The following is a 25,462-nucleotide window of genomic DNA, read 5'->3' as shown; positions in this document are numbered from 1 at the left end:
TCGCGACATCGATCTGTGCGGAAGGGTGCGCGCTGCCGAATGGCAGCAGCGCACGGCCGGTCATGTCGACCGGATCAGGCGCGGGGTGGCTTGAAGGGCGAGCGGCGATCGGCCGAAGCCGGCAGCCCGATGTTGGTGTCGCCGTAGCTGTGCGGTGCATAGGCGATCGGGAACGCGGCCTCCTGCGGAGCCACGGAGGCGACGTGCGTCAGGCAATGGTCGCTGTGAGGCGAGGCGGGATGCGCCGGAGCCTTGCCGCCGGCGTCGTTGATCGGCTGCGCGATCGAGAAACCGGGAGCCGCGTCGGCATCGCCGTCGGAGGTCCAGCCGTGGAAGAACGACAGCACCAGCGCAAGCGAAATCAGTCCCGCAAGCAGGCTGCGCCAGCGGCGCGATCCCGTCGCGTGAGGGGAAGACTGAATCATGGTGCGCGAAGCGTCCATGAGGCCTACTTAGCGCCGTGCTAGCGCGCATTCAAGTTCGCGTCCGCGACAGATTGGCCGTGGATACTATAACGTTACGCGCTGTCTGCGGTTCGGCGCAGCAGCCATCGGCGCGCCGCGACGACCGCCCAGATCGCTTCGACGAGGCCGAACGGCCAGGCGCCCTGCAGGAAACCGTAGGCCGAGCCGAGCGCGCAGGAGACAGCGAAGGCCAGGATGAACCAGGGGCTGCGATCTTCGGCCGCATAGCAGACGAGCATCATGGTCACGGCGAATAACCCGAACAGCGTCAGCGCATCCATTCCGCAGCAGAACTCCTGTTGTAACGCTGTTGATATCTGAGCATGCTTGGGATGGAATATCCATCCAGCGTCGCCGCCCTGAAAGGACTGCCCCATGAAGCGCATGCATGTTCACGTCGCGGTCAAGGATATCCCGCAATCGGTCGGCTTCTACTCGGCGCTGTTCGGGGCCGAGCCGACGGTCGTGAAATCCGACTATGCCAAATGGATGCTCGACGATCCCCGCGTCAACTTCGCGATCTCGAGCCGCGGCCGCGAACCGGGCCTCGACCATCTCGGCATTCAGGTCGAGAGCGCTGAAGAGCTCGGCGAGGTGTACGGACGGCTGCGCAAGGCCGGCGGCGAGGTCATCGAGCAGGGCCAGACGGTGTGCTGCTATGCCAAGTCCGAGAAGTCGTGGATCGACGATCCCGCGGGGATCGCCTGGGAGACGTTCCATACGACCTGTGAGAGCATCGTCTATGGCGACGGCACCGGCGAGCGGACCGCGCGAGTGGCGCACGAGAAGCAGGAAGACAAACAGAGCGCGTGTTGCGCCCCACAGCCCAAGGCCGCGCCGCCGGAGGCTTCGGCTTGCTGCAGCTCGTGAGTATGGAGCGGCCGAGGGGCCGGCTCTGCGCGAGTCCACGTTGGCCTTAACCGTCCGATAACTGATTTTCCTAACCACCCCTTGGGTTGTGTTCCCGTACAAGGGCATCCACAGGGGCAGGAAAATGTCGGTTGTCTCAACGAGCAGCGTGCCGGAATACCGGCGGCTGTCGATCAAGGGTGTGTTGCGCGCCAGCAGGATGGGCGCGATCCAGTGGCTCGTCTTGAGCGCCGCGCTGTTGGTGCTCGCCATCACGCTCGGCACCGGCTATCTCGCGCTGCAGTTTCGCGAGCGCGCGCTGGAGATGTCCGAGCGCGAGCTCAACAACACTGCGCTGCTGCTGTCGCGGCATTTCGACCAGCAGCTTACAGATCTCCAGCATGTCCACGACGACATCGTGAATTACCTGCGGGCCGAGCAGGTCGAGACCGCCGATCAATTCGAAAAGAATATGTCGCTCTTGAGCGCGCACGAGATGCTGCGCACGCGGCTGGCGGCGCTGCCGCATGTCGGCGGGCTCAATCTGTTCAACGCCAAGGGATGGCTGATCAACTCATCCGAGATGTGGCCGGTGCCCGACATCAGCGTTGCGGACCGGCGCTATTTCCACGAGTTCACTTCGGGGCGTCCGACCTCACCCGTGATCGTCGAGCCCGCAATGAGCAAGGTGACCGGCAACTGGACCACGATCTTTGCGCGCAAGATCACCGGGCGCAACGGCGAGATCATCGGCTTCGCGAGCCGCGGTGTCGAGCCGAGCCATTTCGAGGATTTCGTCGCCTCGCTGGCACTGAGCGGCGACACCGTGATTTCGATGATCCACCGCGACGGCACCATCATCGCGCGCTATCCGCAGGATGCCAGCGTGATCGGTCGCAACATCATCAACCTGCCGGTGTTCCAGAAGGTCATCAGCTTTGGCGGCAACACCTCGGGACGGTTCGTTGGCGCTTCGGGCGAGGAGAGCGTCGGCGCGGTCAGATCGCTGTCGCATTTTCCGATCCTGATCCTCGCTAACACGAAGACATCGAGCGCGCTGGAGGACTGGCGCACCCAGACCAAACTGCAATTCTGCGCGGCCGTGTTGGCGGTACTGATCATCAGCTTCGCGGTCTTCCTGATCGTCCGCCAATTGCAGCGGCAGCACGATGCGGCAAGCCGCCGGCTGTCCGAGAAGAGCCAGCACCTCGACACCGCCATCAACACCATGACGCAGGGGCTGCTGCTGTTCGACGCCTCGGCGCGGCTCGTGATCTGCAACCAGCAATACATCGACATGTTCGGCCTCTCGCCTGATGTCGCGAGGCCGGGCTGCCATCTGCGCGAGCTGATCCTGCATCGCCAGGCGATCGGCTCGTTTGTCGGCGACGTCGACGAGTACTGCGCCCGCTTCACCAACCCGAGGGGCGATGAGGTTCGGGACTCCGTGATCATGACGCCTGACGGTCGCAGCATCCGCCTGATCTATAAGCGTGCGCCCGACGGCGGCTGGGCCACCACTCTCGAGGACGTCACCGACGGGCGGCGTGCGCAGGCGCGGATCGAGTATCTCGCGCATTACGACGCGCTGACCAATCTGCCAAACCGGACGCTGTTCCAGCGCCACGCGGAAGGGCTGCTGCTCGAGGCCGCCACGCGCGAGTTCGCCATCCATTACATCGATATCGACGAGTTCAAGCGGATCAACGACACGCTAGGCCATCTGATCGGCGATGAGTTTCTCCGGCGCGTGGCCGAGAAGTTGCGCCAGTCGGTCGGGTCGAACGACTTCATCGCGCGGCTCGGCGGCGACGAGTTCGCGATCGTCCAGCACGACATCACCTCGAACGACGACGTCGGCGACCTGGTCGCACGCATCTATCAGTCGCTGCGCACGCCGTTCGACTGCCTCGGCCACCATTTGTCGAGCGACGCCAGCATCGGCATTGCGATCGCCCCGCGCCACGGCTCCGATCTGTTCCGCCTGCTCAAATGTGCCGACCTTGCGATGTACGCCGCCAAGGCGGCGGGCCGCAGGACCCATCGCTTCTTCGATCCGGCGATGGAGGCGCAGGCCAATCTGCGCCGCGTGCTGGAGGCCGATTTGCGTATCGCGCTGGCCGAGGGCGGCTTCGAGCTGCACTACCAGCCGCTGGTCGACCTGCGCAGCGACGAGGTGACCGGCTGCGAGGCGTTGCTGCGCTGGCGGCATCCCGTGCGCGGCATGATCTCGCCGGCGGAGTTCATACCGGTTGCCGAAGAGACCGGGCTGATCGAGGAGATCGGGCAGTGGGTGCTGCGCACCGCCTGCACCGAGGCGGCAGCCTGGCCGGCGCATGTGTGCGTCGCGGTCAACGTCTCGCCGATCCAGTTCAAGTCGGAGACGCTGGCGCTGAAGGTTGCGAATGCGCTTGCCGACAGCGGGCTCGACCCGCGCCGGCTCGAGCTCGAGATCACCGAGGCGGTGCTGATCGCCGACGACGATGCGGCGCTGGTCACGCTCGGCCAGCTCCGCGCGCTCGGTCTCCACATCGCGCTCGACGATTTCGGCACCGGATACTCGTCGCTGCAATATCTGCAACGCTTCCCGTTCGACAAGATCAAGATCGACCGCAGCTTCGTCAAGGAAGTGACCCGCAACAGCGGCTCGGCCTCGATCATCCGCGCCGTGGTTTCGATCGCAGCCGACCGCAACATGATCACCACTGCCGAGGGCGTCGAGACCGATCAGCAGCGCGACACCGTGCAGATGCTCGGCTGCACGCAGATGCAGGGCTACCTGTTCAGCAGGCCGGTTCCTGCACGGGACCTGCGGACGCTGCTCGCGGCCGATTGCGTCGCCGCCTGAGCGCCTGCCGATCCGGTCCGTCAGGAACAATCGTCGCCGTCTCCGATTGAGAGTGGAAGCTCTTGAGAGGCGAGGCGGTCCATGAAAAGCAAGCTCGTGTCCGATGCGCCGAGCGCGCAGGTTCACGTCGTCGTGCTCGACAGCGGCGAGGAAGCGTTCGGCGCGCTGACGAAGTTCGCCAATGATGCGAAGGTGACGGCGGCGTCGCTCACTGCGATCGGCGCGTTCGAGCGGGCAACCGTCGGCTGGTTCGATTTCGCATCCAAGAGCTACCGGAAGATCGAGATCAACGAGCAATGCGAATTGCTGTGCGCGATCGGCGATATCGCGACCGGCGACGACGGCAAGGCCAGCCTGCATATTCACATCGTGCTCGGACTGTCGGATGGATCGACACGCGGCGGCCATCTGCTTGCCGGCATCGTTCGGCCGACGCTGGAGGTTGTGGTCACGGAAGCCCCCGCCAGGCTTCGCCGGCGGAAGCGATCCGAGCTCGGCATCGCCCTGATCGATCCAGCCGCGACCGCCTGACGCTTTCCGCCGAAAAGTTCCTAAAAATCGACCTGCCGACGCTGAGGCGCGGAACCGAACCCGTGGAACCGCGTTCCCTTGCGGGGCTCGACCGGCAGGCGATCAATGAAAACCGCAGCAACGTCCGCGGCCATGCTGCTGTTTGCCTCGTGCATGGCAAACGCAGAGAGTGGCCTTGCGTCCTATTATCGTGGCATCGGCAGGAGTGGCGAGATGACCTGCGCGCATCGCAAGCGGCCATTCGGCAGCATGATCACCGTCTCGTATCTGGGAAAATCGATCCGGTGCCGCGTCAACGACCGGGGCCCGTTCGTTCGTGGACGGATCATCGATGTGTCGACCACGGCGGCCCGCGCGCTCGGCATCCTTCAGCTCGGCGTCGCGCATGTCGTGATCCAGTAGAGCGCGGCCGGCGGCAGGATCAGGGCCTGGAAGCAGTCGCCCGCTGTTCGGCGATCGCCTTGCGGAGCGTCCGTGACAGCGCCTCGACCGAATAGGGTTTCTGGATCAGCTCGAAGCCGCTGTGCGCGTTCTCGGCGAGCACGTTGCTGTAGCCGCTGGTCAGCACCACCGGCAGTCCAGGAAAGCGATCGCGGATGATTCCGGCGAGCTCGACGCCGTTCATGCCCGGCATGATCACGTCGGAGAACACCAAGTCGGCGGAGAACTCGTTCTCCGAGAGGATCGAGAGCGCGGCATTGGCATTGGCCGCGCGCTTGACCGAATAGCCGAGATCCTCGAGCAGCTCGGTGGAGAACTGGCCGACATCGTCGTTGTCCTCCACCACGAGGACGCGATAGCCGCGGCCGATCGAAGCCTGCTCGGTGCCCGCGCGGGCTGCGACCTTGGCGTCCGCCGGGCGCATCGCGTGCGGCAGATAGATGGTGAAGGTCGCACCGTGCCCGGGCGTAGAGGTGACCTCGATGTCTCCATCGGATTGCTTGACGAAGCCGAAGGCCTGGCTCAATCCGAGACCCGTTCCCTTGCCGACCTCCTTGGTCGTGAAGAACGGCTCGAAGATCGCGTCGAGGTTTTCCGGCGAGATGCCGGTGCCGGTGTCCTGGATCGAGACCGTGACGAAATCGCCGCTGCGCGAGGCCTGGGCGCGCAGGGCAGGGATATTCTTGACCTTCCGGACGCCGATCGTCAGCTGGCCTTCGCCGCTCATGGCATCGCGGGCGTTGACCGCGAGATTGAGTAGCGCGGTCTCGAACTGGCCGATGTCGGCGATCGCAAAGCAGTCGGGATCCTCGATCCTGACCTCGATGTGGATCCGCGCGCCGACCAGCGGGCGGATCAGCTGCGTCACGCTGTCGACCTGCGTGCCGACATTGAACACTTCCGGATTGAGCGGTTGCCTGCGCGCAAATGCCAATAGCTGGGCGGTGAGCTTGGAGGCCCGCTCCACGGTCTCGGAGATCGCATCGATATAGCGGCGGCGCCGGTCATCCGGCAGATCGCGGCGGCGCAGGAAGTCGGTCGCGGAGCGGATGATGGTGAGCAGGTTGTTGAAATCGTGCGCGACGCCGCCGGTGAGTTGGCCGACGGCTTCCATCTTCTGCGATTGCCGCAGGGCTTCCTCGCCGCGGCGCCGTTCGGTGATATCGACGGCCTCCGGAACGGCGCCGACGATGGTGCCGTGCTGGTCCTGCAGCGGCCGCATCGCGAAATCGAAATAGCGCTCGCCGATCGGCAGGCGCAGCTGCATCTCGATCTTGACTTCCTCGCCGCGCATCACGGTCGCGAAGGCATTCTGGATCACGCGCGGCATGCCCTCGGTCGCGGCGAACCACGGCGTGTCCCAGAACGGCTTGCCGACGACGTCGGCGGCATCGGTACAGATACCGGCCAGCGCCGTCTGGTTGCTGTAGAGCAGGCCGCCATTGCGGTTGAGCAGCATCTGGTATTGATGGCTGGTTTCCAGGATCGCGCGCGTCTGCGCTTCGCGGGATTCGAGTTGCGCGGTGCGCTCCAGGATGCGCCGCTCCAGCGACTCGTTGAGCTTGCGAAGCTCGATCTCGGCTTCCTTGGCCGCCGTGATGTCGTGGGCGACGCCGATGAAGCCGATGTGCTTGCCGTTCGGGTCCCAGCGCGGCTGCGATTCCGAGCGCAGCCAGCGCCAATCGCCTGCGGCGTTCCGATAGCGGGCCTCGAGCACGAATGGCTTCAGCGAGAGCTCGCCGGTGATCTGCTCCTGCAGGATTTGCGGCAGGTCATCCGGATGCAGCGCCTTGCGCCAGTCGAACACGATCGCTTCCTCAAACGGCAGTCCAAGGAAGTCGAGATAGGCCTGGTTGGCAAAGGAGCGGGTGCGGTCGAGCTTGGTCACCCAGATCGGCACCGGCGCGCTGTCGGCGATCAGGCGGAAGCGCTCTTCGCTCTCGCGCAGGGTCTCCTGTGCCAGCATCTGATCGGTGACGTCGAGATCGGCGCCGACCAGCCGCAACGCACGGCCGCTGCGGTCGCGCTCGATCTTGGCGACGACGCGGATCCAGCGGCTCTCGCCGTCGTTCGGGCGGATGATGCGGTATTCGGCCGTGTAGTCTTCGCCGCCGGCCTTGAGCACGCCGAACAGGTGCCGGATCGTGCGCTCGCGATCCTCGGGGTGGATGCGCGCGACCCAGTTCTCATAGGTCTCGTTGACCTCTTCGGGTGGCAACCCATGCACCAGGAGATATTCGGGAGAGCGGCGGTTGCGCACGCCGTCGCGGAAATCGATCTCGAGTCCGCCGACCCGCGCGATGCGCTGGATCCGCGCCAGCTCCGCCTCGCGCTCCTGGAGCTCGCGATGGGCGCGATCGCGTTCGCGCGCGATCTCCTCAAGATGCTGCCGCAGCCGTTCGGCTGCCGCAGCTTCGGGAAGCACATCAGCGGGATCGGATGGGGTCATACGCGCCGGCAACCTCTCGGTGCAGTCTCACACAGGACGCGGCGGCTTTGCCAGCTTGATTTATCGCGATCACTTGCCCTTCACTTGGCTTTGGGCGGCCGGCAATTATAGGCCCGGCGGAACCCGGCGGCCTGTGCATCCTCCTCGGAGCAGAACCAGCGATCCGGATTGCCGAGGCCTGGATAACTGCGGCACGCCTGCAGGTGGTAGATGCCGACATTGCCGGTGACGCGGGCCCGCACGGCGTACTTGCCCTTGATGTTGCAGCTGGCCGGCATCGGCAGGTCGTCGGGGAAGAGCGCGTTGCGGATCTGCTGGTCGCGGTCGGCGGGGCAGGCGTTGCCGAGCAGGGCGCCGTCCTTCCTGGCCGTACGAAAATCGCGTGGCGCCACGAAGCAGCCCTTCCAGAGCCCGGCACGATTGTCCTTGGCGGTGGCTTCATCCGGCTTGAATCGGCCAGTGGCCGAGTTTTCGACATTGAGAGCGTAGCCCTTCTGGACCAGCACCTGGCTGAGGCTGGTCGGGTCGCCCTCGATCTTGCAGACGCCGAGGCGGCGCTTCTTGAAGGTCGGATCGACGCCGATATCGTCGCATTGAATTGGCTTGCCGCCGATCAGCCTGGTCAGCTGGTCGCGCGCCTCGATCCCGCAGGTCCAGGCGTCGGCGTGCTCGTCGATGCAGAGCTGATCGACCGCCGGCGCGTCGATGCCGTCGAGCCGATAGGTCGTGTTGCCGAGCTGAATGGTGCCGGCGTCCTTGATGACCGCAGTGGCCGTGGGGCCTGCGGTTGCAGTCAGGCTGGTAGTTGCAGACAGGAAGGCCAGGAGAAGCGTCGTGGCGACCGGATTTCGAAACCGCATTTTCTCAACTTCAGATCTTTGGCGGGCAGCCGAACTTCTAGCACAAGCCGGTACGATCCAACCAAGGACTGTTCGCGAGTGGGGGCGTGCGCACCGTCACGTCCCGATCGGCATTCCGCGACGTAGAACGGCCGGACAATTGCCATTGAAGCGGTGCGCATGGGCAAGTTTCGTTATCAACGTCCTCCGCCGAAATCATCACCGGCATTTGGAGCCTGCAATGCTTCGCGCGCTGGCGGCGGAAGAGAAAGACGGCCCAGGAGGCCGCGCCCGATCAAAGATCCAATTGACTTGATGGGAACAAAATAGGAACATGATGCGCCACCTGAATCCCGGATACCCCATGATGTCTGCACGGCCCGAATCTGACGACGATGACGGGCTGGAAGCCGCTGTCGATCAGGCCATTTCCGCCTGCGGGGGGAATCTGCGTGCCACTATCCGGGCGCTGATCGTGGCCAATGAATTCCTGGAGAACGAGGTCAGCGAGCTGATGAAGGCCGTCGCGAAGGCTCATTCGCGTGGCCGCTTCAAGACCTATTCGGGCTGAAATACCGATCGGGCTACTGCCGAGGACTGACCTTGGACTGGCCGGGCAGTAGGCAGGGTCTGCATTAGACCGTTGCCTCCGGGGCAATTTGCTGTACCAACGGAGTGGTTACGCCCAATCGCCCGTGCCAGATTGCGCGGGGAGGAATCCTGCCAAATGGACAATTCGAAGTCCGAAAAAGCCCAAGCAAGAAGAGCATGTTCAAACGAATCCTGATCGCCAACCGCGGCGAGATCGCCTGCCGGGTCATCAAGACTGCGCGCCGTATGGGGGTTGAGACGGTCGCCGTCTATTCCGAGGCCGACCGCGACGCGCTGCATGTCGAGATGGCCGATGAGGCCGTGCTGATCGGACCGCCCGCCGCGGCCGAGAGCTATCTTTTGATCGACAAGATCGTCGAGGCCTGCCGCAAGACCGGCGCGCAGGCGGTGCATCCCGGCTACGGCTTCCTGTCCGAGCGCGAGGCGTTTCCGCGCGCGCTGGAAGCCGCCGGCATCGTCTTCATCGGTCCGAACCCCGGCGCCATCGCCGCGATGGGCGACAAGATCGAATCCAAGAAGGCCGCGGCGAAGGCGAAAGTCTCGACCGTGCCGGGTCATCTCGGCGTCATCGAGGACGACAAGCACGCCGTCCAGATCGCCGACGAGATCGGCTACCCCGTGATGATCAAGGCCTCCGCCGGCGGCGGCGGCAAGGGCATGCGCATCGCGCATTCGAAGGCGGAGGTCGCCGAAGGCTTCAACCTCGCCAAGGCCGAGGCGAAGTCGTCGTTCGGCGACGACCGCGTCTTCATCGAGAAATTCATCGTCGATCCCCGGCACATCGAGATCCAGGTGCTCGGCGACAAGCATGGCAATGTGATCTATCTCGGCGAGCGCGAGTGCTCGATCCAGCGCCGCAACCAGAAGGTCATCGAGGAGGCGCCGTCGCCGCTGCTCGATGAGACCACCCGCCGCAAGATGGGCGAGCAGGCCGTCGCGCTGGCGAAGGCCGTGAACTACGATTCGGCCGGCACCGTGGAATTCGTCGCAGGCCAGGACAAGAGCTTCTACTTCCTGGAGATGAACACCCGCCTGCAGGTCGAGCATCCCGTCACCGAATTGATCACCGGCATCGATCTCGTCGAGCAGATGATCCGCGTCGCCGCCGGCGAGAAGCTCGCGATCGCGCAGAAGGACGTGACGCTGACCGGCTGGGCGGTGGAATCCCGCGTCTATGCCGAGGATCCGTTCCGCAACTTCCTGCCGTCGATCGGGCGCCTGGTGAAATACCGTCCGCCGGCCGAGGCCAGCCATGACGGCATCACGATCCGCAACGACACCGGCGTGCAGGAAGGCGGCGAGATTTCGATCCATTACGATCCGATGATCGCCAAGCTCGTCACCCACGCCCCGTCGCGCGCCGCGGCGATCGAGGCGCAGGCGACCGCGCTCGACGCCTTCTATGTCGACGGCATCCGGCACAACATTCCGTTCCTGTCGGCCTTGATGAACCATCCGCGCTGGCGCGAGGGCCGGCTGTCGACCGGCTTCATTGCGGAGGAATTCCCGAAAGGGTTTTCGGCGCGCGCGCCCGAGGGCGAGATCGCGCGGCGGCTGGCCGCGGTCGGTGCCGCCATCGATCACGTGCTGGGCGAGCGCAAGCGGCAGATCTCCGGCCAGATGGGCGGCCGCGTGGTGCTGCGCGAGCGCCGCCGCGCGGTGTGGCTCGACCGTGCCGAGATCGCGCTCGACGTGGCGCGCGAGGGTGACGCGATTGCAGTGCGCTTCATCGGCGCCGACGGGCTGCCGGGCAACCCTCATAACCTCGTATCGAGCTGGGTCCCGGGCGATCCGGTTTGGCAGGGCACCATCGACGGCAACTTTGTTGCCGTGCAGGTGCGGGCGATCAACAGCGGCTTCCGCCTCGCGCATCAGGGTTTTGAGGTGCCGGTCTATGTCTTCACCGAGACCGAAGCGACCTCGGCGCGGCTGATGCCGGTGGTCTCGGCCGCCGACACCGGCAAGAAGTTGCTGTGCCCGATGCCGGGCCTCGTCGTGTCGATCGCGGTGACCGAGGGGCAGGAGATCAAGGCCGGCGAGACCCTGGCGGTGGTCGAAGCCATGAAGATGCAGAACGTGCTGCGCGCCGAGCGCGACGGCACGGTCAAGAAGATCCACGCCGCCGCCGGCGCCACGCTCGCGGTCGACGCGCTGATCCTGGAGTTCGCGTAACCCTGTCATATTGGGGCGCGCGGTACGCGCGAACCCGGAATCTCGAGATTGAGAGCGAGATGAGATTCCGGGTTCGATGCTTCGCACCGCCCCGGAATGACGGAGAATAGGACATAGCAAATGGCCTTCCGCAAACGCCGCGAAGCCCTGCGATCGATTCTCACCGGATCGACCTGCATCCGCCCGGGCTCGGTCTATGACGCGACCTCGATCCGGATTGCGGAGGATCTCGGCTTCGAGCTCGGCATGTTCGGCGGCTCGGTGGCGTCGCTCGCCGTGCTCGGCGATCCCGATATTGCGCTGATCACGCTGACCGAATTCGCCGAGCAGATACGCCGCATGTCGCGTGCGTCGACGCTGCCAGTGCTCGTCGATGCCGACCACGGTTACGGCAACGCGCTCAATGTCCGCCGCACGGTTCAGGAGGTGGAGGCCGCCGGCGCGGCCGGCCTCACCATCGAGGACACGCTGCTGCCGCAGGCGTTCGGCCAGGCCAAGACCCAGCTGATCTCGCTGGAGGAAGGCGTCGGCAAGATGAAGGCGGCGCTTGACGGCCGCAGCGATCCGTCGCTCGTCATCCTGGGCCGGACCGGTGCCGTCTCGATCACCGGTCTCGACGATGCGATCGCACGCGCCAGGGCCTATGAGGCGGTCGGCGTCGATGGCTTGTTCTTCACCGGCATCAAATCGCGTGGCGAGTTGGAGGCGCTCTCGGCCGCGACGACGCTGCCGATCGTGCTCGGCGGCGCGCCGGAGGAGATGACCGCGCTCGACTATCTGGCAAGCCGGCGCGTCAGGATCGCGCTGCAAGGCCACGCGCCATTCGCGGCCGCAACCCAGGCCGTCTACGAGACGCTGAAGGCGCTGCGCGAAGGCACCTCGCCGAAGAACCTCAAGGGTATCGCCTCGTCCGAACTGACCGGCCGCGTCATGCGCGAGGCGGAGACCAAGGCGCGCAGCGGCGAGTTTCTCGGTCTGAAGAAATGAGCGGTGTGATCCGCCACGTCACCATCAGCGGCCGCGTCCAGGGCGTCGGCTATCGCGCCTGGGTCGACGAGCAGGCAAACGCGCGCGGCCTCGAAGGCTGGGTCCGCAACCGCCGTGACGGCAGCGTCGAGGCGGTGTTCGCCGGCCCCGACGACGTCGTCACTGAAATGATCACGGCATGTGGCCGCGGTCCGTTCTCGGCGCGCGTCGCTGCCGTGCACGCCGCATCTGGCAGTTCCGATCTTTTGAACCAGCGCCGGGCAGGGGAGCGGTTCTCGGTCCTGCCCACGATCTGAAGCGCGTCGTTACGCGACCGCTGAGATCACCAGCGCCTGAATCCGGCCTTCGATCGCGCCGTTGCCGAAGCGGCGCGCGATCGCCGACGCGGCGTGCTCGGTCGCGGCATCAAGGCCGATACCGCCGCGCGCCTCGATCTCGCCGCGTAACCGTGATCCCTGGCAAAAGCCGATCGCAGGATCATGCGGCGCATTCGCCCGGCTTTGCAGCCGAACGTCGTCGATCTCGATCTTGCTGAAGCCCGCGGCTGCAAGATCGGCCCGGATCGGGTCGGCCGCGTAGTGGCCATAAGGCGTGCGCGCCAAGAAGCGCGGCGGGTCGGCCGGAAAGACCTCCGCCAATGCCTGGGTCACCACGTCGGCAAACTCGTTGTCTTCGATGCGACCCCACATGCTGAACAGGAAACGGCCGCCTGGCTTCAGCACACGGCGCGCCTCCGAATAACCCTTGGGCTTGTCGGGGAAGAACATCGCGCCGAATTGGCAGGCGACGACGTCGAAGCTCGCGTTGTCGAACGGCAGGTTCAGCGCATCGGCCTGCCGCCAGGTGATTGCGGTCCGGCCCGGCATCTGTGACTTCGCTCGTTCGAGCATCGGTTCATTCAGGTCGGTCGCCACGATCCTGGCGTCGCTGCCGAGCGCGGACGCCAGCGCGCGGGTGACGGCGCCGGTGCCGGTTGCCGTCTCAAGCAGGTCGCGCGGGCCAAGCACCTTGGCGCGTTGCGCCAGATCGCGTGCGTAGGGTTCGAAAATCATCGGCACGAGGAGCCGGTCGTAAAGCTCTGGAATGGACCCAACGAACTCCTTGTCGGACGCTGGCATGCGCAATCTCCCTTGCGGCCGTGACGCGGGCGACCCGGTGCACGGCCCAAAAACATCCACCCGGATCAACTTGGACGAAGAGCTCGGGGGCCACAAAGGAAAACTCCTCACCTCCGATGCACGGCATTCGCCGAGGCGCCGGATAGGTCAGGAGACCTGCCATGTCTCGTGCGCCGTCGTGGACAGCATGGCCAGCCTTGACTTCTGCTCCGAACCGTCTGATATTTCTGTCATGACAGAAATAACCGCCAAGAAAAAACTTCCCGCCGTCGTCGAGCGCTTCATCCTGCATTGGGGCGACATGGGCGACGAATGGGGCGTCAACCGTTCGGTCAGCCAGATCCACGGGTTGCTCTACCTTGCCGAAGCGCCGATGACGGCGGAAGACATCGCCGACACCCTCGGCATGGCGCGCTCCAACGTTTCCAACTCGATCAAGGAGCTGTTGTCCTGGGGATTGATCCGGCGGGTGCCGATCCTTGGCGATCGCCGCGACCACTTCGAGGCCGAGACCGACATCTGGGAGGTCGCGGCCAAGATCGCGGCGGGACGCAAGGAGCGCGAGATCGATCCCGCGCTCGCAGCGCTGCGCGCCTGTGTCTCCGACGCGGCCGACGATCCCGCGATCAGCCCGCTCGCCAGCAAGCGGCTGAAGGAGATGCTGACATTCACCGAGCTGGTCGATCGCTGGTACACGCAGATGCTGAACGTGCCGCGGCCGCGCCTGGTCGCGCTGATCAAGCTCGGCGAGAAGATCGTGAGTTTCCTGCCCACGAGCAGGGCCAAATAAAGGCGGCGGCGTAACGGGAGCGTGCGATGGCGTCAGCAAGGATATCCACCTTAAAGACAGCACCGGCTTCCGATACAAAGCTGCTCGACGACCATCGCTTCCGCGCATTGCTGTCGGACGAGGATTGGGGCCGCCTGCCGGTTGCGATCTGGCGGCGCTTCTCGAAACGGTTCGAGGACGGCAACACCGTCGTCTATGTCGGCGAGGTCGAGGAGGCGGCGTGCAGCCGCATCGGCTGGTGGCTGGCGCAGGCCGCACGGCTGATCGGCGGACCGTTCCCGACCGGCACCGAAACGCGCGTGGCGATGATCGTCACCGTCACCGAGGACGCGGCAAGCGGCGGCCAGGTCTGGACCCGCATCTGCGCGCGCCGCGACGGCTTCCCGCAGGTGATTCATTCCGCCAAGCGCTTTGCCGGTTCGACCGGGCTCGAGGAATATGTCGGCTTCGGCGTCAGCATGGCGCTGCGGATCGCGGTCGAGCACGAGGCGCTGGTGTTTCGCAGCGTCGGCTATTCGCTGCAACTCGGTCCGTTTCGCCTGCCGCTGCCCGAATGGCTTACGCCGGGCGATCTCACCGTGACCCATTCCGATCTCGGCTGCGGTGACTTCCGCTTCACGCTGGAGATCATCCACCCGCGTTTCGGCAGGCTGATCCGTCAGTCCGCCGTGTTCAGGGAGGCCACTCCATGACGCCGCTGCTTTGGACACTTGTCGCCATCCAGATTGCGATGGGCGCATTCGATACGTTCTATCACCACGAATTCACCGAGCGGCTGGCCTGGCGTCCCTCGCAGCGCCACGAGCTGCAGCTGCACAGCGTGCGCAACATGCTCTATGCGCTGCTGTTCCTCGTGCTCGGCTGGCTGCAAGTGCACGGCATCCTTGCGATCGCGATCATGGCCGTCCTCGTCGTCGAGGTCGTCATCACCTTGATGGATTTCGTCGAGGAGGATCTGAGCCGAAAGCTGCCGCCGAGCGAGCGGATCAATCACACGCTGCTGGCGATCAATTACGGCGCCATCCTCGTGCTGCTGGTGCCGGTCCTGATCGGCTGGGCGATGCTGCCGACCGCCGTCGCGCCGGCCTATGCGGGTCCGTTAAGTCTGTTCGCGACGGCTGCGGCCTTCGGCGTCGCGCTGTTCGGCGCGCGCGACTTTGCCGCGACGAGGCGCCTCGGACGGATGGCCAGCGTGCCGGCCGCGACTCTGGTCGAGAAATTGCCGGCGCGGCAGACCGTGCTCGTCACCGGCGCCACCGGCTTCATCGGCAGCCGCCTGGTCGCGAGCCTCACCGCATCCGGCCATCAGGTGATTGCGTTGATCCGCAATCCGGCAAAGGCCGACATGCTGCTGCCGCCGGTGACGCTGATCACGAGCCTCGACCAATTGCCCGCCGACTCCGGGATCGACGCCATCGTCAACCTCGCGGGCGAGCCGATCGGCAACGGCCTGTGGACCGAGGCCAAGCGCCGCAAGATCGTCGCCTCACGCATCGAGATGACGTCTGATGTGGTCAAGCTGATCGCGCGCCTCGAACGCAAGCCGTCGGTACTCGTGAGCGGCTCCGCGATCGGCTGGTACGGGCTCTGGCAGGACCAGGTGCTGACGGAGTCGGCGAAATCCCACGCCTGCTTCAGTCACGAATTGTGCGAGGCCTGGGAGAATGCGGCGAAGCCGGCCGCGGATCACGGCGTGCGGGTGGTATATTTGCGCATCGGTCTCGTGGTCGGCACCGATGGCGGCTTCATCACGCGGATGCTGACGCCGTTCGAGTTCGGCCTCGGCGGCCCGCTCGGCTCGGGCAAGCAGTGGATGTCGTGGATCGAGCGCGACGACCTCGTGCGTCTGATCGCGCATGTGATCGCGAGACCTGAGCTGTCCGGTCCTGTCAACGCGACCGCGCCGATCCCGGTGACCAACACGAAATTCACCGAGGAGCTCGGACGCCGTCTGCACCGGCCGGCGATCTTCCGCGTGCCGGCGGCGCTGCTCCGCGCCGTTGGCGGCGACTTCGCCGACGAGCTCTTGCTCGGCGGCCAGCGCGTGCTGCCGAACAAGGCGCTGAGCAACGGCTTTGTGTTCCGTCACGAAACCTTGCGCAGCGCGTTCGATGCGATCCTGTGAGGAGGCCTCGATGTGCAGCACCTGTTCCCGTGCATTCGGAGGCTGGCTTGCGGGCTGTGGCGCCGCGACCGCGGTGATTTCCGCAGTCGGTCAGACCGTTCTGATGATGACGTCGCACGGCGATGTCGCGCGGCTGCTCTACGGCATCGTCATGATGCTGCTTCCGTCGGCCGCGGTCTTCATCATCACCTGTCTGCTCACAGCAATTCCCACTGCGATCGTCGTCTGGTTCACTGAGGAGTTCCATATCAGGGCCGCGGGATTTTTCGCCTGCGCAGGCGCGGCGATCGGTGCGTTGAGCATCACTGTCCTTCTACGATCCCCGGCTGTCTGGACATCCGGACTGGTTTGCCTGTTCGTCGTGGCCGGGTTTGTCGCCGGCCTGACCTACTGGTTCGTCATGTGCGAACTGGCGGCAAGCGAAGACTCGATGTGAACCGCTACGATGTTCAACCTATGCCGCAGACGCCACGCTCCGAAACGTCGCAGCCAGCGTCCTGAGTGCCGCGAGCTTGGCGGGATCGCTGACTTTCGAATGCAGCATCACCTTCGACGTGCCGAGCCGCGGCAGCTTGTGGGCAGGGCCGATATCGACCAGGCCCGGCGGCGCGATGCGGCGGACGAGGGGCGCGACGGCAAGCCCTGCAAGCGCGGCCGCCACCACCGCGGTGACGCCGCCGCCGACGAAGCTTTCGGTCCAGGCGATGCCGGCCTTGTCAAGCGCGCGCACGGCGAGGGCGCGCACGCCGCAGGGCGGCGCCAGGGTCGCGAGCGGCAGCGCATCGCCGCGCGGCCAGACGAAGCGTTTGGCGGCGAACCAGCCGAATTCGTCCTCGGTCAGCTTCTCGCCGCCGCGCCGGCTGCCTTCCTGGCGCACGATCACGGCGTCGAGCTCGCCGCCATCATAAGCGTCGAGCATTTCGCGCGAGAAGCCGATGGTCACGGATAGGGCAAGCTGGGAGGCCATCGCGTGCAGCCGCTCCAGCAGCGGCACCAGCTCCGGGCCCGCGGCGTGATCGCTGATCCCGAGCGTGAGCTGCTGCCGCGCGGGTTTCTCGCCGGCCAGCGCGCGATCATGCACCTCGATCAGCGCGCGGGCGTGCTGCAGGAAGGTCGCGCCGTCGGCGGTCAGCCGCACCGCGCGCGGCGAGCGCTCGACCAGCCGCTTGCCCAGCACCGTTTCGAGCCGCTGCAACTTCATGCTGATCGCCGCTTGCGTGGTGCCAAGCGCCTCGGCGGCGCGGGTGAAGCCTTGCAGCTCGGCGACCAGGAGGAAGGCCTGCACGGTGTCGATATCGAGCGTGGCGGTCATGATCAATGATCGCTATCATTGCTATCAATATAGATAAGATACCAAGATGATGAGCGAAGGTCTAGCTAGAGGAGGCGCGATTGACCCGCGCCAACCGGATTCAAGGAGACCGATCATGCCGCTCATCACCGTCACCTACGCGACCTCGCGCGAGAGGCCGTCGCTGAAATCCGACATCGCCGCCGCCGTGTCGGACCTGACCGCCGGGATTCTGCACAAGGATCCCAAGGTCACCGCGATCATTGTGAAGTCCGCCGATGCGGCCGACTGGTTCGCGGGCGGCAAGTCGCTCGCCGAGCAGGGGCTCGCGAGCTACTGGCTCGACATCCACGTCACCGAGGGCACCAACACCAAGGACGAGAAGGCGGCCTATCTCGCGGCGCTGTTCAAGCGGATGGGCGAATTGCTCGGGCCGCTCCACACCGAGAGCTACGCCCATGTCGACGAGGTGAAGGGCGACGCCTACGGCTTCGGCGGCCTCACCCAGGAGCGCCGCTACATCGCCAGCAAGCTCGAGGTCGCGCCGCAGAAGGCGGCGTGAAGCCTATGACGTCGCTTCCGGCAGGCGCGCTGCGGTGTCGCCGAACACCTCGGAAAAGGCCTGCCGGAGCGCGACGTCGACATCGGCCATCGTGACCGGCAATCCGAGATCGACCAGCGAGGTGACGCCATAGCGCGGATCGACCACGCCGCAGGGCACGATGGCCTGGAAGTGCGCAAGATCAGGCTCGACATTGATCGCGATGCCGTGGAACGAGACCCAGCGGCGCAGCCGCACGCCGATCGCGGCGATCTTGTCCTCATGGTCCGGTCCCTTGTCCGGGCGCCGCACCCAGACCCCGACGCGGTCCTCGCGGCGCTCGCCGCGGACGTTGAAGGCGGCGAGGGTGCGGATGATCCATTCTTCCAGCGAGGCGACATAGGCGCGCACATCGGGCCGGCGCCGCTTGAGATCGAGCATCACATAGGCGACGCGCTGGCCCGGGCCGTGATAGGTGACCTGGCCGCCGCGTCCGCTCTGGAAGGTCGGAAAGCGCGGCGCGAGCAAATCGTCGGCCTTGCCGCTGGTGCCGGAGGTATACAGTGGCGGGTGCTCCAGCAGCCATACCAGTTCGGGGGCCGAGCCCGCCGCGATCTTCGCCACCCGGTCGTCCATTGCGGCGAGCGAATCGGGGTAGGGCACCGCGCGGTCGGAAATCCGCCATTCGACCGCTTCGCCGCCCGGAGGGCGCGCAAAGGTCGTCAAATCGAGGCTTTGGCGGTCGTTAACCATTAGCTAACCCTAACGTGGTCAGGTGAACCTACAATCTAGTTCCCGTTCGGCGGCTCAGAAGTGCCCACCCTCGATAAAGTCAGCGTTGATCTCATGGTGGTCCTCGGTACCACGACGATGCCGATTCACCAGGTCATGCGGCTGTCCCGCGGCGCCATCATCGAACTGGATGCCACCGAGGCCGACGAGGTCAAGATCCTCGCCAACAACCTGCCGGTGGCCAGCGGCGTGGTCCTGGTCGACCGCAACCGGATTGCGGTCGAGGTCAAGCAGATGCTGCCGAAATCTCCCGGGGTTCGCGGCTAATTCCCGCATTAATCGCCTTGTCCCTGCATCCGTGATTTGTTACATGGCCCCGTCGATCCGGCGGGGCCTTCGGGGTTCCATCCGGTATCCCAAGCGCTCGTGGCGGAATTGGTAGACGCGCTGCCTTGAGGTGGCAGTGGGTAACACCGTGGGGGTTCGAGTCCCTCCGAGCGCACCATGCCTCAACTAATCCTTGAAATCGCTGAGGTTTTCGTAGCGCGGCCGCTCGCCGGCCGCGCGTGACTCATGTCCAGACTTGGAGCCGGCTGCTGAGGCGGAGATGCCGCTCGACGCGATCCTGTAACGCCGACCGAATAGATGCCGGTACCGCGGCCACCGATTCTGGCGATTGCGCGGATGCAAGCTTGCTTACCCGGAGCGCCTGATGATCTTTGGCAGCTACGCCTACCGTGTCGTCTCCAACTTCGTGTTCCTGGGGCTGGTCTATTTCACGCTGAACCTTCTGGAGAAGTACGAGCAGCGCGCGACGGTCGCGATTCTGGTCCTGGTCTATGCGGCGATGCACGCCTTTTCCGGCCTGCGCTCGTTCTATTTCTTCCAGCGCATCGAGCGCCTGGAGGGCGAGACGCGACGGCTCGCCGCGGCGGCCGGCGAGGGGCCCAATGCTGTCGCCTCGCGCAGGCAGATCGTCGCCGATGTCACCGTGCTCAGGCATGCCGGCGAGATCAAATCCTATATCGATATCTTCTTCCTGGCGCTGGTGATCCTGCTCTGCGTCGCCAAGATCGTGGCCAGCTAGATCACGTCAATCAGGCACGCGCCTGCCGGCCGCCGCCGCCTCGGCGCGCGGCGTACGCTTCTTCAGATTATTGGCGACGTGAACTGACGCATTGTCCGCGGCCGGCGGTGCGACATGCAAGGGGGCGCCATGGGCTCTGCCGTGCGCCGCGGCGGGCACGTGATGCGCGGCCTGTTTCGGATGCCTGGCCTGGCGCGCGGAGAACGCCTGCGCGCGCGGTATGCCAACGCCAACTGCCGCGCGCTGCACGAGGCGGCGATTGGCCGCCGATCGGGCTGCGAGCAGGGTCAGGTCAAGCGCCTCGGGAACGCGGAACACGTCGGACGCCGGGACCGGCAATGTCGAGACGGATGCGAACCGGGCAAGCTGGGGCTGCGGCCACAGCGTGCGGACGGGCATCGCAACCCGGGCGTGCTGTGCGTGGTCGAGGATGTCGGCATCGCGCCAATCCATGTCGGCAAACACCGGGGCAGGCAGCGTCCGCGTCGCGGTGAACACGAAATTCGGAATTTTGGGCCAGCGCGTGGTCGCCACCGTCTCGGTCGGCGGATGCAGGTACCATTGCTGCGGCTGGGTCGGCGTCGCCGGGCGATCGGGCGTTGCGGGCACGACATGAACGATCCGGTAGCCGCGCTCCTTCAGCGTGCTGAGGATGCGCGGCAGCGCCGCAACGGTGCGCGGCTGGATGTCGTGCAGCAGCAGGATGCCCTTGCGCTTGGCTTCGATCCGCTGGATCGCGAGGTCATAGACCCGCTGCGGCGAGATGTGGCGCCAGTCGTCCGCGGGGAAGTCGGCGCTCCAGACCTGGATGCCCTGGGACGCCAGATAGGCCTCCGGGATCTCGGCGCGCATCAGGCCGGGAATCCGGAAGAACGGCGCGAGCTTGCTCTTGTCGCCATTGAGGGCGGCGAGCGTCGAGGCGATGCCGTCGTCGACCTCTTGCCGCACCTTCTCGAGCGGCATCTTGTTCATCGTCAGCGGATGGTTCTGGCTGTGCGTGCCGACGGTATGTCCGGCCGCGATCAGCTTGCGCACGCCCTCCGGATTGAACCGGGCCTGGGAGCCGATGGTGAAGAAGGTCGCCTTGACGCACTGGCTGGCGAGAATCGCCAGCACCTGGTTGCTGTATTTAGGTAACGGCCCGTCGTCGAAGGTCAGTACCACTTCGTGATCGGCGAGCGGCAAGGTCTCCGGATACTGCATGGTGCCGATCCGGGGATGCTCCTTGGGATCGACGACGAGGGTCCGCGAGGTGCCGAGTGCGTTGGGGTTAGGGCAGTCTGCGGCGAGGGCGGCATACGGCGTCATCAAGCCGCAGCCCAGCAGCCCCGCGCGGACCACGGTCCGCGACCGCTTCCGGATCATCACCAGGACGTTTGCAATCATCGAATCTCGGCCGCATTCCAAACGCACTGACGAATCCTTAGGTGCGGCGCCATGAATGCCGCCTTAACGGTCTGTAATCCACCTTGGGTCCCGGGTTCAATGTGACCGGTCGGACACGGTTTTCAGCGCCGCCGGGACGACGTGGACGACGTGGTATTTATGCTCCTGCAGGTACCTCAAGAAGGCGGGCAGCATCTCGGCTGTCCGCATTTGCGGGTCATGCAGCAGGACAATTCCCTTGCGGTGGCCTTCGAGCCGCCCGGTGAGCAGCTTCAGTTCCTCCTCGGGGGTCATCTTGTTCCAATCGCTGGCCCAGAAATCGGCTCCGAACACCGCGATACCGCGCTTTTCCAGGTGGTCCAGCAGGGCGGGTGTCGATTCGAAATAGGGGAACCGGAAGAACGGCGTGCTCGGAATCTTGCTCTCGGTGCCGCGCAGGGCCTTCTGGACCGCTTCGATCCCCCGGTTGATGTTCGCCTCGGCCTGATCCGGCGGGAGTTTGTTGAGATGTGGATGGTCCCAGCTGTGATAGCCGATGGTGTGGCCGAGGCGCGCGATCTTGCGGACCATATCGGGATGATCGGCCGCGTTGCGGCCGACCATGAAGAAGGTTGCCTGCACGCATTCAGCCGCCAGCGCCGTCAGCACCTTGTCGGTGACCCCCGGCGTCGGTCCGTCGTCGAAGGTCAGCACGACCTCGCCATCCCTGAGCGGCAGGGTCTGCGGAAAGCTCTTCAGCCCGACGCGCGGATAGGTCGCGGGGTCGACCTCGAGTACACGTGAGGTGCCGAGCGCGTCCTTGCGCTGGCATTCGGCGGCGTGCGCCGAGCCGAACAGTGCAATAGGCGCGAGCGCGACCAGCGCCGCGAAAGCCTTCCGGAGCGGTCGCGGTGCGCTCGACATCTTTCTCATTGCACTGGGCCCCACCGATTAGGTAATCCGTTCCGCACTCATCCAACCAGTTTTTCCCCTCCTGTCAAACCGGCGAAACACGGCATGGCCGAGAATTTCGACGTTGCCGAACCCGCCGAGGCCGATCCGCTGGCCCGGATGCCGATGCGGGACGAGGAGGGCGAGCTCCGCGGCGAATTCGTCGCGGCGATCACCCGGGCCATCCACGCCGCCGACCGGCCGTTGCTGTGCGAGGTGGTGGCGGAACTGCACGAGGCCGATCTCGGCGACCTGATCGCGGCGCTGGAGCCGGACGACCGCGTCACCCTGGTCGAGATCACCGGCACCGATTTCGACTTCTCGGCGCTCAACGAAGTCGACGAGACCGTCCGCGAGGAGATCCTCGAGGAACTCGAGCCGGAGACGGTTGCCGAGGGCGTCCGCGAGCTCGAATCTGACGACGCCGTCGAGCTCCTGGAGAGTCTCGACGAGGAGGACCAGGAAGAGATCCTGGAGAAGCTGCCGGCGGCCGAGCGCGAGGACATCGAGCGCAGTCTGCTGTACCCGGAGAATTCCGCCGGCCGGCGGATGCAGACCGAGTTCATCGCGGTGCCGCCAGATTGGAATGTCGGGCAGGCGATCGACTACATGCGCGACACGCCGGACCTGCCGGATCGCTTCTACGAAATCTATGTGGTCGATGCCGACAAGCACCTGCTCGGCGCCGTGCCGCTCGACGTGCTGCTGCGCGCGCGCCGCCCGGTCCCGATCAAGGATCTGATCGACGAGGACCGTCGCCGGGTTTCCGCGCTGGAAGACCAGGAAGAGGTCGCGCGGATGTTCGGCAAGTACAACCTGGTCGCAGCTCCCGTGGTTGACACCATCGACCGGCTGGTCGGCGTGATCACCATCGACGACGTCGTCGACGTGATCGAGGAGGAGGCAGACGAAGACTTGAAGGCGCTCGGCGGCGTCACCAGCGACGAAGAGCTGTCCGACACGGTGTGGACCATCGCCCGCGGCCGCTTCAACTGGCTCCTGGTCAATCTCGCTACCGCGTTCCTGGCCTCGTCGGTGCTCGGTCTGTTCGAGGGCCAGCTCGAGAAGATGGTGGCGCTCGCGGTGCTGGCGCCGATCGTGGCGAGCCAGGGCGGCAATGCCGCGACCCAGACCATGACGGTCGCGGTGCGCGCGCTCGCCACCCGCGAGCTCGGCCCGTACAACGCGATGCGGGTGGTGCTGCGCGAGACCATGGTCGGGCTCGTCAACGGCATCGCCTTTGCCGTCATCACCGGCGTTGCCGCGGTGGCGTGGTTCAAGATCCCCGGCCTCGGCATCGTGATCGGGCTTGCGATCATCTGCAATCTGGTCGCCGGCGCGCTCGGCGGCATCCTGATCCCGATGGTGCTGGAACGGGTGCGGGCCGACCCCGCGGTCGCCTCCGGCACCTTCGTCACCACCGTCACCGACGTGGTCGGCTTCTTCTCGTTCCTCGGCATCGCCACGCTGTGGTTCGGCCTCAAGTAACGCGCTCGCGGGTAGGGCGGCGCATGGTTCGGGCGCGAGCCGCGCCGGGCCGCTTATCGTTAATCCGAACTTAACGCGCTTCATCGATGATGCCGCTATCTCCAAGGGGCCATCACGGGGGCCATCATGCAGCGGTTGCGGCTCAAGGCGGACGGACGCATCGTCGAATTGCGCGACGGGCAGGAAATCCCGCTCGTGCCCGCACATCCCGACCGGGCGGCGATGCAGCCTGCGGCCGCGCAGCCGGCCGTACGCGATCTGCGCCGCCGGGCCCAGCTCACCCAGCTGGAATTCGCCGCCAAGCTCGGCGTGCCCGTGGAAACCATCCGCAACTGGGAGCAGGGCAAGCGCGCGCCACGCGGACCTGCCCGCGCGCTGCTCGCCGTGATCGCCCATTCGCCGGAGACGGTGTTCGCCGCGCTGTCGAGCGAGCCGACGGCGGCTTGAGCGGGTAGGGCGCGCTCCATCATCGCTGCAATCTCGGTGTCGTCCCTGCCTAGTGCGCAATTGCGCACGGGAGCAGGGACCCATACTCCGCGGCCCGTGTTGTGAACGGGACTCGTCGTTCAACCATCCCGCGACAATGCCGATCTGTGGTGGTCCCTGCTTTCGCAGGGACGACAGCGAGTGTGTTGCACGATCGGGAGTCAAACTTTCGCATTCTCGCGACATGATCTGCCCGAGCTTTGCTTTTTGTTCCGCCCTCTCTTGAACAGAGGGCGCAGGGAAAGCCGGGTGCCGATCGCACCCATGGGCCCCGAGCAAAAGGTAGAAAGCTCGGGGGGTAGGACCACAGGTGTAACCGGAAACAACCCGGCTTTCCCTGCGCGATGGGTTACGGCTTATACGTGCTCTCCCCGGCGAGACTGGGCTTTTTTGTCGCCGCCCTCGCAAACGTTTGCGCACTTTGCGAGAGGACACCTGCCGCTAGGGCGTCAGGCCTGCACGATTTCGCCGTCCGCATCATGCGCACTCGTCAGTTGCGCTTGCCGCGTCCACCGCATCTCACCGCAACACCCGTGACGATGCGCAGCGCCCCTCGATCGGGTGAGACGCGTTATTCATACACTGAGTTGCGCTTCTGATAAAGCGAAATATTTTTGCTTCGGAGGCTTGACCTGTCGGGCAACTCAGTGATCGGCGATTTCCGGGCAGCCTTGCCGCGAGCGCCAATCCGCGTGACACGTCTGGCCATATCAGGCGTTCAAGCATCCATCACCCGCAGCAAGGCTGTTTGGCTTTCGGTACGCAGCAGGACTGCTGTTCCTGGAGCCATCGGTCGCGCGGCTTGCAGCTCGACGGGCGCGCCGAGAGATAGACGCGGATCGCCGCGTCGCCGGCATCCATGCGTTCGGCGCGATAGATCTGCATCGGCCGAACACCGTCGCTCACCTCGAACGTCAGCCGGGCTTGCGGGTCGAAGCCGACGGCCTCGTCGACCTTGCGGATGATCGCAAGAAATTTTCCGGCCGGCATGTGACCGCGGTTTTCCTCCTCGATGTCCCAGAGCTGAATGAAGGTCTCGCTCCAGCTCTCCGGGTTCGCGCCGCAATCGAGCGCCCTGAACGAACCGGTCTTGACTTCGGTCACGTGGTAGCTGGGGCGGACGTCCCGGCCGTCGTAGCTGAAGATCAGCGGTTTCTCCTTGTGCGCCTCAAGGCCGGAAAGGAGGGCCGCGGATGACAGCTCTTCCACCGGAAGCAGGGCGCCGACGATCGAACGGGTATTGGCAAGCGTGTCCATGGCTGCTATCCTCATTCCAATGATTATTGAATTGTAGGA

General features: G+C 65.4%; 27 protein-coding genes and 1 tRNA gene. 18 read left to right on the top strand and 10 right to left on the bottom strand.

The annotated features are described in order from the left end of the window. Positions 1-74 precede the first annotated feature (74 nt). Both ACVIHF_RS18105 and ACVIHF_RS18100 read right to left on the bottom strand, forming a co-directional pair. Positions 75-425, bottom strand: coding sequence for a hypothetical protein (locus ACVIHF_RS18105; RefSeq protein WP_143029738.1), 351 nt, complete (start codon positions 423-425; stop codon positions 75-77). Between the two features lie 92 nt (positions 426-517). Further along, the gene (locus ACVIHF_RS18100; RefSeq protein WP_018272058.1) at positions 518-745 is read right to left on the bottom strand and encodes a hypothetical protein; all 228 of its coding nucleotides are present in this window, start codon (positions 743-745) and stop codon (positions 518-520) included. Between the two features lie 94 nt (positions 746-839). On the opposite strand from ACVIHF_RS18100, the gene ACVIHF_RS18095 reads away from it, so the two are divergent. The 4 genes from ACVIHF_RS18095 to ACVIHF_RS18080 all read left to right on the top strand — a co-directional run bounded on the left by ACVIHF_RS18095 (position 840) and on the right by ACVIHF_RS18080 (position 5,094). Beyond that, positions 840-1,334 carry an ArsI/CadI family heavy metal resistance metalloenzyme gene (locus tag ACVIHF_RS18095; RefSeq protein WP_253608278.1) on the top strand — a complete coding sequence of 165 codons (495 nt, stop codon included), beginning with the start codon at positions 840-842 and terminating at the stop codon, positions 1,332-1,334. 124 nt (positions 1,335-1,458) lie between these two features. Then, positions 1,459-4,161, top strand: a complete 2,703-nt coding sequence (locus tag ACVIHF_RS18090) for a bifunctional diguanylate cyclase/phosphodiesterase (RefSeq protein WP_456792407.1) — start codon at positions 1,459-1,461, stop codon at positions 4,159-4,161. Positions 4,162-4,242: 81 nt separating this feature from the next. Continuing rightward, positions 4,243-4,692: a PPC domain-containing DNA-binding protein gene (locus ACVIHF_RS18085; protein ID WP_253608280.1), complete on the top strand. Its 450-nt coding sequence runs from the start codon at positions 4,243-4,245 to the stop codon at positions 4,690-4,692. Between the two features lie 105 nt (positions 4,693-4,797). Then, on the top strand, positions 4,798-5,094 hold the full coding sequence (locus tag ACVIHF_RS18080) for a septal ring lytic transglycosylase RlpA family protein (RefSeq protein ID WP_016840471.1): 297 nt from the start codon (positions 4,798-4,800) through the stop codon (positions 5,092-5,094). 19 nt (positions 5,095-5,113) lie between these two features. Here ACVIHF_RS18080 and ACVIHF_RS18075 read toward each other — a convergent pair whose 3' ends face one another. Beyond that, the gene (locus ACVIHF_RS18075; protein ID WP_253608281.1) at positions 5,114-7,582 is read right to left on the bottom strand and encodes a PAS domain-containing hybrid sensor histidine kinase/response regulator; all 2,469 of its coding nucleotides are present in this window, start codon (positions 7,580-7,582) and stop codon (positions 5,114-5,116) included. Between the two features lie 80 nt (positions 7,583-7,662). Continuing rightward, complete coding sequence (locus tag ACVIHF_RS18070; RefSeq protein WP_456792406.1) at positions 7,663-8,442, bottom strand: thermonuclease family protein; 780 nt, start codon at positions 8,440-8,442, stop codon at positions 7,663-7,665. Positions 8,443-8,785: 343 nt separating this feature from the next. Between ACVIHF_RS18070 and ACVIHF_RS18065 the strand changes: the two genes are divergently transcribed. The 4 genes from ACVIHF_RS18065 to ACVIHF_RS18050 all read left to right on the top strand — a co-directional run bounded on the left by ACVIHF_RS18065 (position 8,786) and on the right by ACVIHF_RS18050 (position 12,488). Further along, a complete protein-coding gene (locus ACVIHF_RS18065) occupies positions 8,786-8,992 on the top strand; it encodes a hypothetical protein (RefSeq protein ID WP_016840474.1) in 207 nt (68 codons plus the stop codon). 197 nt (positions 8,993-9,189) lie between these two features. Continuing rightward, positions 9,190-11,205 (top strand): acetyl-CoA carboxylase biotin carboxylase subunit, encoded by a 2,016-nt coding sequence (locus ACVIHF_RS18060; RefSeq protein ID WP_253608283.1) that lies wholly within the window; start codon positions 9,190-9,192, stop codon positions 11,203-11,205. 120 nt (positions 11,206-11,325) lie between these two features. Beyond that, a complete protein-coding gene (locus ACVIHF_RS18055; RefSeq protein WP_253608284.1) occupies positions 11,326-12,192 on the top strand; it encodes an isocitrate lyase/PEP mutase family protein in 867 nt (288 codons plus the stop codon). Beyond that, entirely contained in the window at positions 12,189-12,488 is a 300-nt protein-coding gene (locus ACVIHF_RS18050) for an acylphosphatase (protein WP_253608285.1), read from the top strand. The genes ACVIHF_RS18055 and ACVIHF_RS18050 overlap by 4 nt, the downstream gene beginning before the upstream one ends. A gap of 9 nt (positions 12,489-12,497) precedes the next feature. Here ACVIHF_RS18050 and ACVIHF_RS18045 read toward each other — a convergent pair whose 3' ends face one another. Beyond that, positions 12,498-13,310: a class I SAM-dependent methyltransferase gene (locus tag ACVIHF_RS18045; protein WP_456792404.1), complete on the bottom strand. Its 813-nt coding sequence runs from the start codon at positions 13,308-13,310 to the stop codon at positions 12,498-12,500. Positions 13,311-13,542: 232 nt separating this feature from the next. Between ACVIHF_RS18045 and ACVIHF_RS18040 the strand changes: the two genes are divergently transcribed. The 4 genes from ACVIHF_RS18040 to ACVIHF_RS18025 are packed head-to-tail and all read left to right on the top strand — an operon-like array spanning position 13,543 to position 16,661. Further along, positions 13,543-14,100, top strand: a complete 558-nt coding sequence (locus ACVIHF_RS18040) for a GbsR/MarR family transcriptional regulator (protein ID WP_253608287.1) — start codon at positions 13,543-13,545, stop codon at positions 14,098-14,100. A gap of 26 nt (positions 14,101-14,126) precedes the next feature. Next, positions 14,127-14,792 (top strand): DUF4166 domain-containing protein, encoded by a 666-nt coding sequence (locus tag ACVIHF_RS18035; RefSeq protein ID WP_253608288.1) that lies wholly within the window; start codon positions 14,127-14,129, stop codon positions 14,790-14,792. Continuing rightward, entirely contained in the window at positions 14,789-16,225 is a 1,437-nt protein-coding gene (locus ACVIHF_RS18030) for a TIGR01777 family oxidoreductase (RefSeq protein WP_253608289.1), read from the top strand. Before ACVIHF_RS18035 ends, ACVIHF_RS18030 begins: the two co-directional genes overlap by 4 nt. 10 nt (positions 16,226-16,235) lie before the next feature. Beyond that, positions 16,236-16,661 carry a hypothetical protein gene (locus ACVIHF_RS18025; RefSeq protein ID WP_253608290.1) on the top strand — a complete coding sequence of 142 codons (426 nt, stop codon included), beginning with the start codon at positions 16,236-16,238 and terminating at the stop codon, positions 16,659-16,661. Positions 16,662-16,679: 18 nt separating this feature from the next. Here ACVIHF_RS18025 and ACVIHF_RS18020 read toward each other — a convergent pair whose 3' ends face one another. Then, positions 16,680-17,537 (bottom strand): LysR family transcriptional regulator, encoded by an 858-nt coding sequence (locus ACVIHF_RS18020; RefSeq protein WP_253608291.1) that lies wholly within the window; start codon positions 17,535-17,537, stop codon positions 16,680-16,682. Between the two features lie 115 nt (positions 17,538-17,652). Here ACVIHF_RS18020 and ACVIHF_RS18015 point away from each other — a divergent pair, with 115 nt between their 5' ends. Beyond that, entirely contained in the window at positions 17,653-18,078 is a 426-nt protein-coding gene (locus ACVIHF_RS18015; protein ID WP_253608292.1) for a tautomerase family protein, read from the top strand. A gap of 3 nt (positions 18,079-18,081) precedes the next feature. Here ACVIHF_RS18015 and lipB read toward each other — a convergent pair whose 3' ends face one another. Next, positions 18,082-18,810 carry a lipoyl(octanoyl) transferase LipB gene (gene lipB, locus ACVIHF_RS18010; RefSeq protein WP_253608293.1) on the bottom strand — a complete coding sequence of 243 codons (729 nt, stop codon included), beginning with the start codon at positions 18,808-18,810 and terminating at the stop codon, positions 18,082-18,084. 60 nt (positions 18,811-18,870) lie between these two features. Between lipB and ACVIHF_RS18005 the strand changes: the two genes are divergently transcribed. From ACVIHF_RS18005 to ACVIHF_RS17995, 3 genes are all read left to right on the top strand, one after another. Beyond that, a complete protein-coding gene (locus ACVIHF_RS18005) occupies positions 18,871-19,116 on the top strand; it encodes a FliM/FliN family flagellar motor switch protein (RefSeq protein WP_076831216.1) in 246 nt (81 codons plus the stop codon). 93 nt (positions 19,117-19,209) lie between these two features. Then, a tRNA-Leu gene (locus ACVIHF_RS18000) sits at positions 19,210-19,294 on the top strand. A 207-nt stretch (positions 19,295-19,501) separates the two neighbouring features. Beyond that, positions 19,502-19,876: a hypothetical protein gene (locus ACVIHF_RS17995; RefSeq protein ID WP_456792403.1), complete on the top strand. Its 375-nt coding sequence runs from the start codon at positions 19,502-19,504 to the stop codon at positions 19,874-19,876. A gap of 6 nt (positions 19,877-19,882) precedes the next feature. On the opposite strand, the gene ACVIHF_RS17990 is transcribed toward ACVIHF_RS17995, so the two are convergent. Together ACVIHF_RS17990 and ACVIHF_RS17985 are read right to left on the bottom strand one after the other, a co-directional pair. Then, positions 19,883-21,262 carry a polysaccharide deacetylase family protein gene (locus ACVIHF_RS17990; RefSeq protein ID WP_253608309.1) on the bottom strand — a complete coding sequence of 460 codons (1,380 nt, stop codon included), beginning with the start codon at positions 21,260-21,262 and terminating at the stop codon, positions 19,883-19,885. A gap of 96 nt (positions 21,263-21,358) precedes the next feature. Next, positions 21,359-22,174, bottom strand: a complete 816-nt coding sequence (locus ACVIHF_RS17985) for a polysaccharide deacetylase family protein (RefSeq protein WP_253608310.1) — start codon at positions 22,172-22,174, stop codon at positions 21,359-21,361. Positions 22,175-22,258: 84 nt separating this feature from the next. On the opposite strand from ACVIHF_RS17985, the gene mgtE reads away from it, so the two are divergent. Next, the gene (gene mgtE, locus ACVIHF_RS17980; RefSeq protein WP_253608311.1) at positions 22,259-23,680 is read left to right on the top strand and encodes a magnesium transporter; all 1,422 of its coding nucleotides are present in this window, start codon (positions 22,259-22,261) and stop codon (positions 23,678-23,680) included. Between the two features lie 126 nt (positions 23,681-23,806). Beyond that, positions 23,807-24,127, top strand: coding sequence for a helix-turn-helix domain-containing protein (locus ACVIHF_RS17975; RefSeq protein WP_253608312.1), 321 nt, complete (start codon positions 23,807-23,809; stop codon positions 24,125-24,127). A 768-nt stretch (positions 24,128-24,895) separates the two neighbouring features. Here the strand turns inward: ACVIHF_RS17975 and ACVIHF_RS17970 are convergent. Next, positions 24,896-25,423, bottom strand: coding sequence for a DUF6428 family protein (locus ACVIHF_RS17970; protein ID WP_253608313.1), 528 nt, complete (start codon positions 25,421-25,423; stop codon positions 24,896-24,898). Positions 25,424-25,462: the final 39 nt, after the last annotated feature.

The sequence above is a fragment of the Bradyrhizobium sp. USDA 4506 genome (assembly GCF_054058795.1).
The sequence above is the reverse complement of the archived record's forward strand: the minus strand, read 5'-3'. Positions and strand labels throughout refer to the sequence as shown.